Origin of the sequence: Formosa sediminum, from assembly GCF_007197735.1 — a bacterium.
In the GTDB taxonomy this organism is placed as follows: domain Bacteria; phylum Bacteroidota; class Bacteroidia; order Flavobacteriales; family Flavobacteriaceae; genus Formosa; species Formosa sediminum.
The window spans coordinates 2,462,376-2,478,244 of the sequence record NZ_CP041637.1 but is presented as its reverse complement, the minus strand read 5'-3'; the positions used below and the strand labels follow the sequence as shown (position 1 = coordinate 2,478,244).

Genomic DNA, 15,869 nt, shown 5'->3' with positions numbered 1-15,869 from the left:
TTAATCGATTGGTTTTACACCTATTAAAAAGACTACAGGCATTTTTAACTCTTGTTTTTTTATATCGTTTTCTATATTTCCCAATGTTGAAGAAAATAAAACCTCATTCGCTCTAGACACATTAGAGATAGCATTAATTGGAATATCTGGATTTCCAGAAACTGCTATAAGCTTTGGAATAATTTTATCTAAACTTTTTAAGCCCATATAAAGCGCCAATGTATTTCCGGCATTAAGCATTTCTGCAATACCATTAAGCTGCGATGTAGAGTAATCTGCTGTGTGTGCTGTACAAATTAAGATAGCATTAGAGTGCCCTCTTTCTGTAATAGGAATATTCGCTAAACTAGCGGCAGCTAAAGCTGCAGAAATTCCTGGAACAACACAAAAAGGAAGTTTATGTGCTTTTAAAAAACGAACTTCTTCGGCTGCACGACCATAAACATAAGGATCTCCAGATTTTAAACGCACTACGTTATTACCCATTTCGCAATGCAATTTTAATAATTCGTTTATTTTATTTTGGCGTGCTTGCGGATTCTCTTTATCTCCAAATTTTCTACCTACATAAATGTGTTCTGCATTGGTATTAATAGTCATTATTTCATCAGAAATTAAATTATCGTGTAAAATAACTTCTGCATTATTAATAGCATTAAAAGCCTTTAAAGTCAATAGGTTTTTATTACCAGGACCTGCACCCACAATATATATTTCTGGCAACTTATCTTTTGCAAAAATTGATTCTGGATTAGCAAACTGATATTCAAAATTCAGAATTGTTTTAGATTTTAAGTTATCTACAATTTTAAAACGCTCTTCTGTTGAAGTTTCAAAAACAGGAGCTTCCAGATTTAATTGCATAGCTGCATTTTTATAAAAATCTTTGCGTTTTGGGTGCACATCTGCACAACCATTAATAATTTCGCCAAAACAATCTTGCTCTAAAATAGCTGTTATTAAACCAACAGCGTCTTTTTGATGAATAAGATTTACAGGTACATTAGGATTTTTTAATTGCTTTTTATTTGCCAAAAAACGACCCGGATGACGCTTTGGGCCAATTAAACCTGCCAAACGTAAAATGGTTACATTACTACCAAAATATTCTTTTAATAATTGTTCTGCCTTAATTAAACCAATGCCAGAAGCTTTTTGGGGCATGCATGTTACTGTTTCATCTATACGTGCATTTGTATTTTGATATACAGATGTTGAACTTACAAAAACAACTTTTGTAGTTTTGGGCGTGTGTTTTATTATTTGTGCTATTTGAAGCGGATGAATAGTTTCTATATTATTAATACGCTTTGGCGGAAAATTAATAATAAGCGTAGAGGTTTCGTTTATAAAAGCCTCCCAATCTCCTACAATTTTATCTGCTTCTATTTTTATTCTATTTACAGGAAACGAATATTTACTTAACGGTTTTAAGTTATCCAAATTAGACGTACTGCCACTTATAGTAAACCCTTTTTTTTGAAGTTGTAATGCTAATGGTAAACCTAACCAACCTAACCCTAAAACAGCTATATGTTTATTCATAATTGAGACACATCTAAAGTTAGATTTTGCAACTGAATTTTTGTACAGTATTTCCATGCTTTATTATCTAAAGCATTAAACTCTATTTTCCCTAAAGTTTTTCCAAATTTATTTTTAAAACGAATACCTGTTTTGTTTGTTTCTTTTTGATAATAATATTCTGTAATGGAAATTTTTGATTTTTGCAAAGCCATATCATCAATTGGAACCGCTGCAATTATAAATTCTATACAATCTGTATTTGTTAGCAGCTCAAGTGTGTATGCTTTTGAATAAACTACATCTTTAATTTCTTTAAAAGGAATTGGATTGTAATTGGGCTTATAAAGTGTTACGCCTTCTGATTTTTCTAAAAGCAATAAAAATAGCGGGTATAAATATTGGTCTGAACTAAATCCGCGTGTAATAAGACAATCACCTAATTCTTCATCTGCTTTAAATTCAAAAGGCTTAGGTTTTATAGGCGCTTTTTCTTTACTAGAAACCTGTTCTTTCCAGCCTTCTTTATATAACAATTCGGTTTCTATCGGACAATCATTATATATATGACCTTTTACTATATGTGTGATTTTTTCTGGCGAAAGTTCCTTATACCAAAATTCTCCAGGATGCACAATACATGTAGGCGCATCTTCACACCTTCCATTACATCTGGTTTTAATGGTATGTGTAGTATTCCACAAATCATTATTACGTAAATAAGCGCGTGCTGTTCTTACTACTTGCTCGCTTCCTGCTTTTTGACAAGAACCGCCGTCGCAAAAGAAAAATGTATGTTTTGATTTGGCAATGTTTTTTCCCATTTTTTTTATTTATCATGGGAAAAGAAGTTGAGTATGAACCCAAAAAAGTAGGAATCAGACACGTTAACTTTTATTCCCGAAAGTTTAATTTATGCTTAGCTTTAGGCAGGTCTTCTGACTCACTCTACTTTTTAACGCCTTCCCATTCTCAAGAACAGTGACTATAGATGTTAAAAGCTTTTTAAGAGCTTACAGCTGCGGGTACAGTTTTGGATTTTCACCAAATTCCCTTTTAATTCTATATTCTTAATAAAAAAATATGGAAACCTCAAGTTATACAAATGTATAGCTAATTTTTGAAATTGTTAAATGAATTCTAAAATGAATTTAGATCTTTTTAAAGGAGAAACCTTAGGTAACATTACAACTTCAAATCCTTTGTTTTTATACTGTTTTAAAAGTGCTTTTTCTAATTTTAAACAGTAATCAAATTCTTGTAATCGTTGCCCATCTTGGCAATAAATATCGAACCAAGTTGGCGCAAAAAAAACTGTTTTATGGTAGGTATCCTGATACGAAAAATTACGTAAATAATTAGGAATTGTTTTATTTTCTATAACCAAATAGGCTTCTAGATCTAACAACGACCTATCGCAAATTATAGCATCACTTGTTAATAATTCCTGACTAGTTGCATTGTATACCAAATTAGAAAAACGTTTTATATCGCCCCAAGGCATACCATTTCTATTATTTTTTTGTTCCTCTAGAATAACTTTCCTAGACACTTCGTCCATACAAGACATTGTTTTTTTTAGCAAATTTATAGTGGTTGTTTTTCCTGTTCCAGGTGCCCCTGTAATAATATATTTTTTTTGAAAACTATGCATATTAAAAAAGTAATAATAACACTATAATTACAGCACAAAACAATATACTAACCTTGTAATTTATGGCTCTAACTGTTTTAATTTCTTCATGATTAATCTCTCGGTTACGACTTCCTATAAAAGGTTTATTTACCAATTTTCCATGATAATAATTAGGGCCTCCAAACCTACAATCTAAAATATAGGCCAATGCAGCTTCTGGATACCCTGCATTAGGACTGCTGTGTTTACGGCCTTCTTTAAAGACAAATGAAAATCCATTTAATTTAAACTGAACCACTAACATTAAAAATGCCGTAATTCTAGCTGGAATATAATTAACAATATCGTCTAATTTTGCTGCAAATTTTCCAAACCATATATATTTATCGTTTTTATACCCAATCATAGAATCGAAAGTATTTATCATTTTATAAGCCATTGCTCCAGGAACGCCTAAAATTAGAAAATAAAAAAGCGGCGCGATAACACCATCACTCAAGTTTTCGGACATGGTTTCAAAGGTTGCTACTCTAATTTGTTGCGCACTTAAGTTATTGGTTTCTCGTCCTACAATCCAAGATAGACGTTTTCGTCCAGCTTCCAAACCTTTATTTTTTAAAACATTAAAAACAGCTAAACCTTCTGTTATTAAAGTCTTATTTGCCAAACAATAAAACAACATAAGTGTTGAAAATACAATGGCTAAAATTTGAAAGTTTAACCTATTTAATTCTCTAATAATAAAATAAGGCACAACAAAAGAGACACTTACCAATATAATTACAAGTAAAGCGCCTTTTATAAATTTATAACGTCCTGTATTGAGTGTTTTTTCTCCAAAAGAAATGCCATTACCGTAAGCTACAATAAGATGGGGCATATTTATGGGGTCTCCAAAAATTAAGTCAAAAGCAAAAGCAAAAATTAATATGTAAATAGCGTTTAAATCCATGCTTTCAAAATTTGAATTAAAGAATTATTAGCGTCTTTACTTTGCGTTGAAAGCCTAACATATTCCCCTTCTAACTTATTAAAATTTGTAGCATCACGAACAAGAATTTGATGTTCTTTAATCAAATAGTGCTTCAATTCATTTGCTGGTTTATCAAATAATTCAATTAAAAAGTAAGAAGTATCACTTTCACAAACTCTAATCCCATTTAATTTTGATAATTGCTTTTTAAAAACTGCTGTCTCTTCTAATAATTCTGAAACATTAAACTGAAGTTTATCGTAATTTTTGAAAATGTACTCGCCTGCTTTAATAGCCAATAAATTAACGCTCCATGGCATTTTTAAAGTTAATAATTTGGCTATTAAAGAAGCATCAGAAATCACATAACCTAAACGTAATCCTGGAATTGTAAATGTTTTGGTTAAGGAACGTACTATTATTAAATTATTGTATTTGGAAGTTAATGATACAATAGATTCTATACTAGTAGTAAACTCAATATAGGCTTCATCTATAACAAATATAGTATTTGGTTTTTCTTGAAAAAGATATTCTAATTCTGCTTTAAATAAAACGTTTCCATTAGGATTATTAGGGTTACAAATAAACACAAGATTTGCATTGGTATTTTGTAATTCTGCAACATTAATAAGCTCGTAATCTAAATGAAATATTTTACAAGCATCTTCGTATTCTGCAAATGTAGGAGCTACAATAGCTGCTTTTTTGTTAGAAAATAATTGAGCAATTAAATAAAAAGCTTCTGTCGCACCATTTGTAAATAAAAATTGATTACTTTTTAACTGAAACTTTTTAGCTGCTAATTCATTAAGTTCATTTGCGGTGGGCGATGGATAACTTTGAATTTGATTTACACATCTTGAAACCTCATCGAGCAATGTTTTTGGGCAACCTTTATAATACACATTAGAACTAAAATTATGTTTTATTTCTACTTCAATCAAATGAAGATCATCGCCGTGGCCATTTAACATGTTTCAAGACTGTTTTTTATAATCGCATTCATGTCTAAATTTTCGTCTATCCAATCGGCTAATTTATCAAATTGTTCAGTTTTAAATTGTCTGTAATTTTTTGCTTGAGCTTCAGGGAATTTTAATTGTAATAACTCTGTTACAACCTCTTGATTATCAAAAATGCCATGAAGGTAAGTACCCCAACTTTTTTTTCTATCAAAATAACCTTCCTGTATACCCTCAATAATGTTTAAATGTCTATCTTTTGGTACACTGGTTTCTCCCATATGTATTTCGTATCCAACACAAGATGCTTTATAATTCTTAAACTTAAAATTACGTTGTATGGTTTGCTTAGTTTTAGACAGTTGTGTTTCAATATCAAACAACCCCAAACCTGTTTCTAATTTTACATGACTTTCTACAGAAAAAGGATCTGTGATAGATTTTCCTAACATTTGGTACCCTCCGCAAATTCCGATAATAGGAATCTGCTTATAACGTGCTTTAATGACAATATCTAAACCGTCTTTTTTTAAGGCTATTAAATCTTCAATGGTGTTTTTTGTTCCTGGAATTATAATAACATCGGCTTTATTTAGTTCTTCAACATCTCTTGTAAAATAAAGATTAATAAGTGTTTCTTGCTCTAAAGCTTGAAAATCGGTATAATTAGAGATGTAATGAAGTTTTACTACAGCAATATTTAACTTACCGTTAATAGCTGTAGTAGACCTACGGTTTAAGGCAACGGAATCTTCTTCTTCAATAAAAATATCTCTAGTATAAGGCAAAATACCTAAAACAGGAAGTCCTGTTAGGTTTTCTAAAATTTTTTTACCTTCAATAAACAAATTTGCATCACCTCTAAACTTATTAATAATAATGCCTTTTACGAGTTTACGTTCCCAGTCTTCAAGCAAAGCAATAGTACCATAAACACTCCCAAAAATACCTCCTTTATCAATATCTCCTACTAAGTAAACACATGCATTTGCTGCTTTGGCCATACGCATATTTACAATATCTCTATGTTTTAAATTTAGTTCACTAATACTACCTGCCCCTTCCATAACAATAGGATTGTACTTTGATGCTAATTGTTTAAAAGATTTTTTAGCCTCCTCAAAAAGATATTTTTTATTATCTCCTAAAAAATATTCTTTAGCAGTTTGATCTCCAATAGGTTTTCCATGTAATACAATTTGTGATTTATTTAATGATGAAGGTTTTAATAAAATAGGATTCATTTCTACCATTGACGGAATATCACATGCCTCTGCTTGTACGGCTTGTGCCCTACCTATTTCAAAATTATCGGGTGTAGAAAAACTGTTTAAAGACATGTTTTGTGCTTTAAACGGAGCAGGTGTATATCCTCTTTGTTTCAACCATCTACAAATTCCTGTTGTTATCCAGCTTTTACCAACATCGGAACCTGTACCAACTAACATTATAGGTTGTAGGTTTTGCATTTCAAATTTGTTAATTTTAAATGCAAAAATATTGAATAATATAGACTTTAATATCGCCTTGAAGATAAAGTTTAATGAAATATAAATTTATACATTTTACTATTTGATTACTATAGTTTTAAAAATAATTTAAAATAAGAACCACTGCAAATCAACTGATTAATAAAAAAATTAAATAAGTATAATGACAATACTTAAAAACAACACCTAAAAGCCTTCTGTGTATAAATACAGTAAATAGTATATTTTATCAAATATTACTAGGTTTGTAAAAGTTAAGATATATTCATATTTGTATTATACTATTGATTGAAAATAGTTAAAAGATTATGCTAGAAATGTTTTTTCTAGTGAGGCACATCTAAAACAAAAGGTATGAAAAAGGTACTAAGTTGTTTTAAAATGGCTATTACTATTGGTTACAACTAAGAACTAGTAAATTATGGGTGAGAAATAATATATTCTTTATTTATGGTTAACCAAGAAAGTTAGAAGCTCCTAGAATGTTAACTGAACTAGAATAGTTAGGCTTCAATATGCAATGACCAAGAATGGCTCGCAACATGAAAGCAAATTATCTATTCACAAAAACAAAACATAAGTTTAGAGCTACAACCACACCAATCCTATATATAGTTCGCAACTTAGTGGTATAGATTTAGTAATTATATCTTACAAAGAACACTAAAATTATATTATTTAACTTTTTTTTAAATACAATTCGTGGTTAACGCTAAATTTTAGTTTAAAAAGTTAAATTAAAATAATAGATAGTGATTGTTACAAATATTTAAAGGTTAAAAAATGATATTACTGAAGTGTCATGGAGCATCAGGAAACAAAACAAAAAAACTCAACACAAACATTTGATAAACAACATAATAATCACACATATCAATATCCAATTACATTACCTATATTTTCTTTAACACATTTAACAAAAAATACCAAAACCATCAACAAAATACTCTCTATATCCTATTTAATCCCACAATCCATAAATAGCAGCGGTTTTAGTTGTAAAATTAATGATTCTAAAAATTGTCAAAAAAATCTTCTTAATCACTTTGCAAACTATACTGCCATCATACCAAGTAGGGAAACCTAATATAATCCATTCATACTTATTAAAATCAGTAATACTAGCATGTCTAATTTCAAAAATATTTTAATTATCATTTTCCAAAAATGGAATAACATCTTGAGTTATATCATCGGTAATTCATGTATCAGATCCATTAAACAACCCTATTTCTGGCATTATAAACAATAAGACAACATCTATTTTTAATAAATCTAAATAAAAATTGTTTATTATATTTGAAAAAAAAATTATAACATGTATTTCCTAGATCCCATTTATAAAAATACAATTGGTGAAACTTTTCTGCTAAAAGATGATAGAACACTACAATCGGACTTAGAAAAAATTCACTTACAATTAGGAAGTGTCGCGATACTTTTAGAACAAAAAGAATTAAAAACACTTCTAATACTAATTATTAAAACTAAGCATGGGTGTACATGTAAAAATTGTAACGAAAAACACATTCCTAAATCTATTAAATTCGACACCCATTTCAGTCAGGTCTTATTTAAATCTACTAAAACAAATCTTGTAGCTTTGGAACACCTTTTAAAAAGAACAATTTTTGAATTGGAGCTCAGTTCTATTTTAAATTCTAATAATATTCCTACTTGAAAAATATTAAAGAGTATTTAAGCATTACAAAACAAAAAATATTAGATGTTATTATTATTACGTTTATAAGTAATAAATACTTTTAAACATAATATTTCTAATAAAACAGAGCTTTATTACTGCTATTTAATTAAGTCGATATTCATCAAGTGTTTTATCTATCTCTAAAATAAATAATGTTCCTCTAATTAAATCTTCTAGAAGTTCAATTTTTTGTTTATCTACTTTTAGACAAATATCTAATAAAGGATTTGAACACCATATTTTATTGCATCGCTCTCCACTACAATTATTACAGGTACATGGTGCTGGCTCTTGTAAAATAACGGTTAATAACGAACTTAAATCTTCTTTAGTCATAAATATTCCAACCGTATCAATTACCAATTGTAATACTTTTTTAGAATTTGGAGCAGAACTAACGTTGTAACATCCTCCATAATTGTTACTGTATATTAAAGTCATATCACTAATTATTTTTTTCTCAAATATACTTATTATTTTTATTAAGTCTAAATAAGGGTTTTGCTTTTTAAAAGAAAAATATCTTAATTTTTAAAAGAATAAAAAAAGTTTCAAAGAATATGTGCCATAAAGCAAAGATCTTAAACTATACTAAAAATAGATTTCTAATAGCTTGAAAATCATATTTTTTTATTTAACTATGGTCATTATTATCTTGAATTAACAGAAATACAATTTGCTTTTTTTTGCTGCTTTTTTTAAATAAAATTAATGCAGATTATTAGGGTGATGAATATTTAATTGTAAAATAAAAAGGAGAATTCCAAATCCCACAGATTCCTAAAAAAAAATTGTATTTAATATTAAACCGTAAAGAATTAGAAGGATTACTCGCTCTTTAAAGTAAAAACAAGGATTAATTTATAAGCAGATCTTGTATTGAAATAGATGGTATAAAGAAGCATTTTAAGCATACATTTTAGGATAGTTGCAATAGAATCACCTCATCCACATTACAATAAACTTATTAAACAAAAATACGAGCAGCAGATATATTGGTTAAAAATGGAAGTCTTTTTTCATGTATTAAAATGGGAGGTCGCTAAAATCATCTTGCAACAATATTAGATTTAACAGATCGTAATGTTATCTTGGGGTTTAATTGAAGATATAACTATAGAGCACACTATACATAACTTGGATTGTAGAAAAAATAAATCACAGAAACCATATTTTTTATTCTAATAGAAAAAGCCAATACGCTTTTCAAAAAAAAAAAACATACTTATTTACTTTTAGTTTTAATACCCTCAAAGATTAAGTAATAAAGGTACTTTTAGAACAATGCTGTATCCAAAAATTTATTTAAGACTAGAAATACAACTGCATTTATAGACTTAATTATAAGTATTATTTTGAAGCCTGCCAAATATATACTGGTACAACAACTCCAGAATATACTCTGCACTTAACTTTAAAATGCCTAATTTCTTAACTAGGTGTAATAAGCCTTTTTTACTGACTCTCATGCAACAACACATCTTTTCAACAGGGTACTTGACCTGAATGATTTTTTATAAAACCATATTTCACTTGTCGTTCTTGGAAAAGATACTTACTGAAGTGACTTTGTTTTTTGCTACTGTTGGTGTTAAACATTCATCGGTCTTAGAGCTCCGTGGAGAAGCAAATAGTGAATTAGAACTTAATAATTGTTGTGTATAATAGTAGTTCTTATTATTAAAATGTAGGAAACATAATATCATACATTTTAGTTCTTGACTTCGCTCTACCACTTGGCAAAACATGGTATTTTATTATTACCTACAATCTTGAAGCATTCTGTTGTTTAATCCCTTCATTCAATACCCCAATATTAAATAAGTGTTTTTAATATTTCGTCAATAGAAAAATGCGCTAAACACACAAACTCATCCGATGCACCATAGTAAATTTTTAAAGTATCTCCGTGTACCACATGCCCATTCGTAAAGACAACATTTCCAAAGAAACCTATGTGTTCATAACTTGCATTAGGTTCCATAATAGGTGCTTTAGAACGTGCTATAAGTTTTGAGGGGTCATTTAAATCTAATAGTAAGGCACCCAAACAATATCTATTTGTTTCATTAGCACCATGATAAATTGCCAACCAGCCTTTATCTGTTTTAATAGGAGCTGCTCCTGCCCCCAAACGTTTACTATCAAAACATCCTGTTCTTGTCTTAGCTATACATTTGTGATTGCCCCAGTGCACGCCATCTGGAGATTCGGCTATCCACATATAATTACCTCCCAATTCTGGGCTACTTGGTCTGTGAAGTGCATAAAATTTCCCATTAATCTTTTCTTCAAAAATGGCACAATCTTTATTATGTGGACTAAATATCATTCCCTTGTTTTCAAAATTAAACCAATCCTTGGTAGTCTTTAGTCCGACCCCAACGCCGTAAGTAGACACCATAGTATAGGTTAAATAATACATAGCTTCAAGTTTTGAAACCCTACAATCTTCAATACCAAAACATTCATAAATGCCTTCTCCAAATAGTGAAGGGTGTTTCGATTCAATAAAATTAATGCCATCAATGCTAAGAAACAGTCTGAGATGAGATATCGTTGTTAAATAGTCTGTTCCATTGTAAGTAATGACTCTAGCATCGTATGCATTTAGTTTGGGATCATCTAAATCGAAATCCAAAATCTCAATAACGCCCTCTTCATTATAAAAGGGTATTGAAAGCACCCCCTCTTTTTGGATACTACGTTCTGCAACACGCACTAAAAGTCCTATTTTTCCGTTAAACTCAAACACCCCTGGGTTTAATAAAGATGTAATCACCATATTCGGGTTACTAGGTTCTAAATCTTTTGGAGATAATAATGGATTTAATTTACATCGCACTGCAATATCAGACATCTTACATCGTATTAAAGGATTAGAAAAAGTAGAGCTTAAAAAACAACGTTTAATTGAATAATGAAAAAACTAAAAGATTACCTAAACTAAAAAATACATGGGCTACAATTAATTGCATATAATACGCTTTATAATTAATTTTCGGGGTATGAGGTGCAATGTTAAATAGAAGCGTCCAACCCAATATGCCTAATATACCTATAACAATACCATACAACATAGAACCTAACACATTTTGAATTAATATGGTATAATGCCATAAACAGGCATAAAGCACTAAAAAGAATCCCCCTATAGCAAAGTGTACTAACCAACCTAAAAGTATATAATTAAAGCTTTCTTTTTGTTTTAAGGAATGACCAGCCATAACTTTAGATAGAAGAATATACTCTCTAAATTCACATTTTAAAATAAAACCCATCGTCGCACTAAATAGAGTCATAACGCCAACAGAAGTAATTAAAGCTAGGAAGTAGGAAAATGTATTCATACTTAGTTAAATTTAAATTAGCAATACTTTAATTACAACAACTAAAAATTCACTTTAGCAGCTTATAAAAATGGAGCTTATATATATTGAAAACATCCCCTTATGTTAGTTTTTTACTACAAACTATGTGGAAATTTCTCATAATTAGGAAGATCCTCTGGAAGAATTGAATGCTCCTGTATGGGATTCTCGTATTTGTAGATGCTTAACTTACCAGATTGTTCATAATACGCATGTTCAACTTCAGACAAATATTTAATTCCCGATTCTCTTAACAACATATACACTTCGTATTTATCAATTTGATCATCGGAAAAGTTATCATACAGTAACTTACCCGATTCTACCAATTTCATAACTTTAGGATGTGATTTTTTTCTAACCGCTTCGAATTTGATAGATAAATAAACATGTAACTTTTGTAACGCGCCAATTAAAGTAATTACTAACAAAGCAACAATTAAAGGGATAGACGGATAAAACATGCTATCTCCAACAGCGCTCCCCATACCTACAACTATTAAAATATCTGCACTACCAAAACCTCCCACAACACGTTTACCAATCCAATTAATTATAAGCATAGTATAACTTAAAATAATAAGGACTCGTATTATAATTTCGACATATATCAGCAAATCATACTCCCCAAATAAGATTCTTAATATATCGAACGTATATTCCTTTGAATCCATCATGATATTATAAAGTATTACCTAAATGATTATTAACCACCAATAATTTCACCCCCATTAACATGGATAAATTGTCCGGTAATGTAACTGCTATCTTCGCTAGCTAAAAAAACGTAAGCAGGACCTACTTCACTCGGTTGTCCGGCTCTGGCTAAAGGCGTATCTTGTCCAAAATCAGAAACATCATCAAAACTCGACGGGATTAAAGGTGTCCAAATGGGGCCAGGAGCCACACCATTAACACGGATGTTTTTAGGAGCCAATTGTGCAGACAACGATCTTGTAAAACCTACTATAGCTCCTTTAGTACTGGCGTAATCCACTAAATGTTCGCTACCTCTATATGCTGTAACCGAACTGGTATTTATAATAGTATCTCCTGCTGTTAAGTAGTTTAAAGCGGCTTTTGTTAAATAAAAATAGGGATAAATGTTAGTCTCGAATGTTTTATGTAATTGATTTTTGGATATATCCAATAAAGAATCTTTAGGAAATTGCATGGCCGCATTATTAACCACAATGTTTAATTGACCATACACTTCTATACAAGCCTGAACACAATGATTACAATACTCTTCTTGGGTTAAATCGGTTTTAATAAGTAAACACTTTCTGCCCATTTTCTCAACTTCTGCTTGTATAGCTTCTGCGTCTTTAGTTTCTTCTAAATAAACAATAACAATATTAGCGCCCTCTTTTGCAAAGTGCAATGCGGCGCTAGCCCCTATTCCACTATCGCCACCAGTAATCAAGGCAACTTTATCTTCTAATTTTCCTGAACCTTTATAATTGTCGCGTATAAGTACAGGTTCTGGAGTCATGTTATGTGCTTTCCCTGGTTGCGGTTGTTCCTGTTCTGGAAATTCTTTATGTTTCATAATATTATCAGTTTAGAATATTTCAAATTAAAACCTAAAACCAAAAAAAAATGAACTGATTTGAAATTAAAATTACCACAATTACTTTCCACATAAATCCTGAAAATAGCATCAAAAGAAACAGCTACTTAAAAAATAACCTAATATGATGTTACCTCTAATACGTCTTTAAACACTATGAATTATTTGAATGGGTTAACAATTTATTTTTTTAGAGTAACACAAATTTAACCCTCTCTTTACTTTAGCCATACTGTTGACAAAAATATTTTAATAATATAAAAAACAACGTGATGATCTAAACAACGAAAAAACATTTAAATCTTATGTTAGACAACCTAAATCTTAACAGCAAAAGGGCAGCTAAACTTTTAAATCAGAAAAAAATAGATTTAAAACAGCATAAAGCAAAACATCTTAAACTGAATTCAAATAATTTACCTAAGATACTTCTTGTAGCCACTTATCCGCCACGAGAATGCGGCATTGCAACCTATACCTATGATTTAAAAAAAGCTCTTAAAACACAATTCGAGGATAGTTTTGATATAAAAATATGTGCTTTAAAATCGAGCTCCGATATCCATGAGTATACAAACGAAGACATAGATTTAATATTAAATCCCGAAAGTTCTCAGTCTCTTATTACCGTTGCTAATAAAATTAACACTGACAAGGATATGGAAATGGTTATGATCCAGCATGAATTCGGATTGTTTCATAAGAATGAAGAAGGCTTTTTAAATTTTCTTAAAGCGATACATAAACCCATCTCTTTATCTTTTCATACCGTATTGCCAAACCCTAATAAAGACTTAGAAAAAAATGTAAAAGATTTAGTGTCTACAGCTAAAGTGGTGACGGTTATGACAAAATCTTCAGCAGATTTACTTATCGATACCTACGGCATCAACCCAAACAAAATAGAAATTATATCTCACGGAACGCATTTGGTAAAACATCAGGATAAATCCCTTTTAAAAGAGAAGTATCGTGTATCACATAGAAAAGTGATTTCCACATTCGGCTTTCTAGGTCCTGGTAAAAATATAGAAACCACTTTAAATGCATTGCCTGATATTATAAAAGAACATCCTGAAATTATTTTCCTAATAGTTGGAAAAACCCATCCCACTCTTTTTAATGAGCAAGGGGATGCGTATATGCATTTTTTAAAGCAAAAGGTGAATGAATTAAACTTAAAAGACCACGTACAGTTTGTAAACAAGTTTGTACCACTGGCCGAATTACTAGAATATTTACAACTTTCAGACTGTTATGTATTTACCTCAAACGACCCCAATCAAGCCGTTAGTGGCACATTTTCTTATGCCGTAAGTTGTGGCTGCCCTATTGTGTCCACACCTATCCCGCATGCTAAAGAAGTTTTAAATGATGGAAATGGTTTATTGTTCGACTTTGGAGATTCTAAACAGTTGGCGACTCAAGTGAATGGTTTACTAAATAATGACGAACTGAGACAACATATGAGAATGAAAGGCTTGCACGCCTCTTCCGCTACATCATGGGAAAATGCTGCAATATTACATGCCCAGGTTTTTTCAAAACATATAGAGAAACCTATAAAACTGAGATATAAAAAACCGCAAATAAATATTAATCACTTATTAAACATGACTACGGATGTTGGTATTATCCAATTTTCGAACATCAATACACCAGATATTGAATCAGGTTACACTTTAGATGATAATGCCAGAGCGCTTATAGCGGCCTGTGAGAACTATAAATTATCGCAAAATCCAACAGACACAGAGTTGGTAAGAAAATATGTAAATTTCATTTTGAAATGTCAACGTGATAATTGCCTCTTCTTAAATTATGTGGATAAAGACAAAAAATTTACAAATCAAAATAATGAAGTAAACCTAGAAGATGCTAACGGTAGAGCCATTTGGGCTTTAGGTTATACATATTATTTAATGGAAGAAGGAAGTGATTTGGATATCACTTTACTTCAAAATATTAAATACGCTATTAACCAGTTTAACTTAAAAATACAGCATTTTAATTCGCCACGTGCCCTCGCTTTTACCATAAAAGGATTGTATTATTTTAACTTAAAAATGGATGATAAAAAAATCACCGAGATAATAAATGAGGCAGCAAATAAACTTGTAGAACTTTATAATTTTCATTCAGATATAGATTGGAATTGGTATGAACCTTACCTAACTTATGCAAATAGTGTGTTACCTGAAGCTCTTTTATTCGCTTGGAAAGCTACAGGAGACTTAAGATTTAAACATATCGCAAAAGACACATTTGACTTTTTGATTTCTAAAATTTTCATAAAAAATTCTATCAGAGTGATTTCAAATCAAAGTTGGTTGATTAAAGGATTAGAAGAAAAAACAGTTCAAACTGGAGGCGAGCAACCTATTGATGTTGCTTACACCATATTAGCCTTAAAGGAGTTTAATACTATATTTCCTATGGAAGATTATGAGGACAAAATGGAACTGGCTTTTAGTTGGTTCCTAGGAAACAACCATTTAAAACAAATTATTTATAATCCTTGTACAGGAGGCTGTCACGATGGCTTAGAAACACAAAACGTAAATTTAAATCAAGGTTCAGAATCTACTATTAGTTATTTATTAGCACGTTTTGCTTTTGAAAATTTATAGAA

Annotated in this window: 14 protein-coding genes and 1 riboswitch; of the genes, 3 read left to right on the top strand and 11 right to left on the bottom strand. The window is 30.4% G+C overall.

Translation table 11 applies throughout. The features are described 5' to 3' along the window. The 6 genes from cobA to FNB79_RS10675 form a co-directional block, all read right to left on the bottom strand. Positions 1 to 1,545 carry a uroporphyrinogen-III C-methyltransferase gene (gene cobA / locus FNB79_RS10700; protein ID WP_185967760.1) on the bottom strand — a complete coding sequence of 515 codons (1,545 nt, stop codon included), beginning with the start codon at positions 1,543 to 1,545 and terminating at the stop codon, positions 1 to 3. After that, positions 1,542 to 2,348 carry a (2Fe-2S) ferredoxin domain-containing protein gene (locus FNB79_RS10695; RefSeq protein ID WP_143381294.1) on the bottom strand — a complete coding sequence of 269 codons (807 nt, stop codon included), beginning with the start codon at positions 2,346 to 2,348 and terminating at the stop codon, positions 1,542 to 1,544. The genes cobA and FNB79_RS10695 overlap by 4 nt, the downstream gene beginning before the upstream one ends. A gap of 87 nt (positions 2,349 to 2,435) precedes the next feature. Then, positions 2,436 to 2,634: riboswitch (cobalamin riboswitch) on the bottom strand. 19 nt (positions 2,635 to 2,653) lie between these two features. Further along, on the bottom strand, positions 2,654 to 3,178 hold the full coding sequence (locus FNB79_RS10690) for an AAA family ATPase (protein ID WP_143381293.1): 525 nt from the start codon (positions 3,176 to 3,178) through the stop codon (positions 2,654 to 2,656). Position 3,179: 1 nt separating this feature from the next. Then, the gene (gene cbiB / locus FNB79_RS10685; RefSeq protein ID WP_143381292.1) at positions 3,180 to 4,112 is read right to left on the bottom strand and encodes an adenosylcobinamide-phosphate synthase CbiB; all 933 of its coding nucleotides are present in this window, start codon (positions 4,110 to 4,112) and stop codon (positions 3,180 to 3,182) included. Further along, positions 4,103 to 5,110: a pyridoxal phosphate-dependent aminotransferase gene (locus tag FNB79_RS10680; protein ID WP_143381291.1), complete on the bottom strand. Its 1,008-nt coding sequence runs from the start codon at positions 5,108 to 5,110 to the stop codon at positions 4,103 to 4,105. The genes cbiB and FNB79_RS10680 overlap by 10 nt, the downstream gene beginning before the upstream one ends. Further along, positions 5,104 to 6,567: a cobyric acid synthase gene (locus FNB79_RS10675; protein WP_143381290.1), complete on the bottom strand. Its 1,464-nt coding sequence runs from the start codon at positions 6,565 to 6,567 to the stop codon at positions 5,104 to 5,106. The genes FNB79_RS10680 and FNB79_RS10675 overlap by 7 nt, the downstream gene beginning before the upstream one ends. A gap of 1,339 nt (positions 6,568 to 7,906) precedes the next feature. Here FNB79_RS10675 and FNB79_RS10670 point away from each other — a divergent pair. Further along, positions 7,907 to 8,269: a hypothetical protein gene (locus FNB79_RS10670; RefSeq protein WP_143381289.1), complete on the top strand. Its 363-nt coding sequence runs from the start codon at positions 7,907 to 7,909 to the stop codon at positions 8,267 to 8,269. A 126-nt stretch (positions 8,270 to 8,395) separates the two neighbouring features. Here the strand turns inward: FNB79_RS10670 and FNB79_RS10665 are convergent, their stop codons facing one another. Further along, positions 8,396 to 8,734, bottom strand: coding sequence for a hypothetical protein (locus FNB79_RS10665; protein ID WP_143381288.1), 339 nt, complete (start codon positions 8,732 to 8,734; stop codon positions 8,396 to 8,398). 1,101 nt (positions 8,735 to 9,835) lie between these two features. Here FNB79_RS10665 and FNB79_RS17450 point away from each other — a divergent pair. Then, entirely contained in the window at positions 9,836 to 9,958 is a 123-nt protein-coding gene (locus tag FNB79_RS17450; protein WP_262711355.1) for a hypothetical protein, read from the top strand. Positions 9,959 to 10,109: 151 nt separating this feature from the next. Here the strand turns inward: FNB79_RS17450 and FNB79_RS10660 are convergent, their stop codons facing one another. The 4 genes from FNB79_RS10660 to FNB79_RS10645 form a co-directional block, all read right to left on the bottom strand. Beyond that, entirely contained in the window at positions 10,110 to 11,153 is a 1,044-nt protein-coding gene (locus tag FNB79_RS10660; RefSeq protein WP_143381287.1) for a glycoside hydrolase family 130 protein, read from the bottom strand. 49 nt (positions 11,154 to 11,202) lie between these two features. Then, positions 11,203 to 11,643 carry a hypothetical protein gene (locus tag FNB79_RS10655; protein WP_143381286.1) on the bottom strand — a complete coding sequence of 147 codons (441 nt, stop codon included), beginning with the start codon at positions 11,641 to 11,643 and terminating at the stop codon, positions 11,203 to 11,205. 116 nt (positions 11,644 to 11,759) lie between these two features. Further along, on the bottom strand, positions 11,760 to 12,227 hold the full coding sequence (locus tag FNB79_RS10650) for a DUF421 domain-containing protein (protein ID WP_185967759.1): 468 nt from the start codon (positions 12,225 to 12,227) through the stop codon (positions 11,760 to 11,762). Between the two features lie 143 nt (positions 12,228 to 12,370). After that, a complete protein-coding gene (locus tag FNB79_RS10645; protein WP_143381284.1) occupies positions 12,371 to 13,219 on the bottom strand; it encodes an SDR family oxidoreductase in 849 nt (282 codons plus the stop codon). Between the two features lie 323 nt (positions 13,220 to 13,542). On the opposite strand from FNB79_RS10645, the gene FNB79_RS10640 reads away from it, so the two are divergent. Continuing rightward, entirely contained in the window at positions 13,543 to 15,867 is a 2,325-nt protein-coding gene (locus FNB79_RS10640; protein ID WP_143381283.1) for a glycosyltransferase, read from the top strand. Positions 15,868 to 15,869 lie beyond the last annotated feature (2 nt).

Coding starts and splice junctions, on each gene's coding strand:
- cobA (WP_185967760.1), bottom strand. CDS start 1,545: ATGAATAAACATATAGCTGTTTTAGGGTTAGGTTGGTTAGGTTTACCA.
- FNB79_RS10670 (WP_143381289.1), top strand. CDS start 7,907: ATGTATTTCCTAGATCCCATTTATAAAAATACAATTGGTGAAACTTTT.
- FNB79_RS10655 (WP_143381286.1), bottom strand. CDS start 11,643: ATGAATACATTTTCCTACTTCCTAGCTTTAATTACTTCTGTTGGCGTT.
- FNB79_RS10690 (WP_143381293.1), bottom strand. CDS start 3,178: ATGCATAGTTTTCAAAAAAAATATATTATTACAGGGGCACCTGGAACA.
- FNB79_RS10640 (WP_143381283.1), top strand. CDS start 13,543: ATGTTAGACAACCTAAATCTTAACAGCAAAAGGGCAGCTAAACTTTTA.
- FNB79_RS10695 (WP_143381294.1), bottom strand. CDS start 2,348: ATGGGAAAAAACATTGCCAAATCAAAACATACATTTTTCTTTTGCGAC.
- FNB79_RS10665 (WP_143381288.1), bottom strand. CDS start 8,734: ATGACTTTAATATACAGTAACAATTATGGAGGATGTTACAACGTTAGT.
- FNB79_RS10675 (WP_143381290.1), bottom strand. CDS start 6,567: ATGCAAAACCTACAACCTATAATGTTAGTTGGTACAGGTTCCGATGTT.
- FNB79_RS10680 (WP_143381291.1), bottom strand. CDS start 5,110: ATGTTAAATGGCCACGGCGATGATCTTCATTTGATTGAAGTAGAAATA.
- FNB79_RS10650 (WP_185967759.1), bottom strand. CDS start 12,227: ATGCTTATAATTAATTGGATTGGTAAACGTGTTGTGGGAGGTTTTGGT.
- cbiB (WP_143381292.1), bottom strand. CDS start 4,112: ATGGATTTAAACGCTATTTACATATTAATTTTTGCTTTTGCTTTTGAC.
- FNB79_RS10660 (WP_143381287.1), bottom strand. CDS start 11,153: ATGTCTGATATTGCAGTGCGATGTAAATTAAATCCATTATTATCTCCA.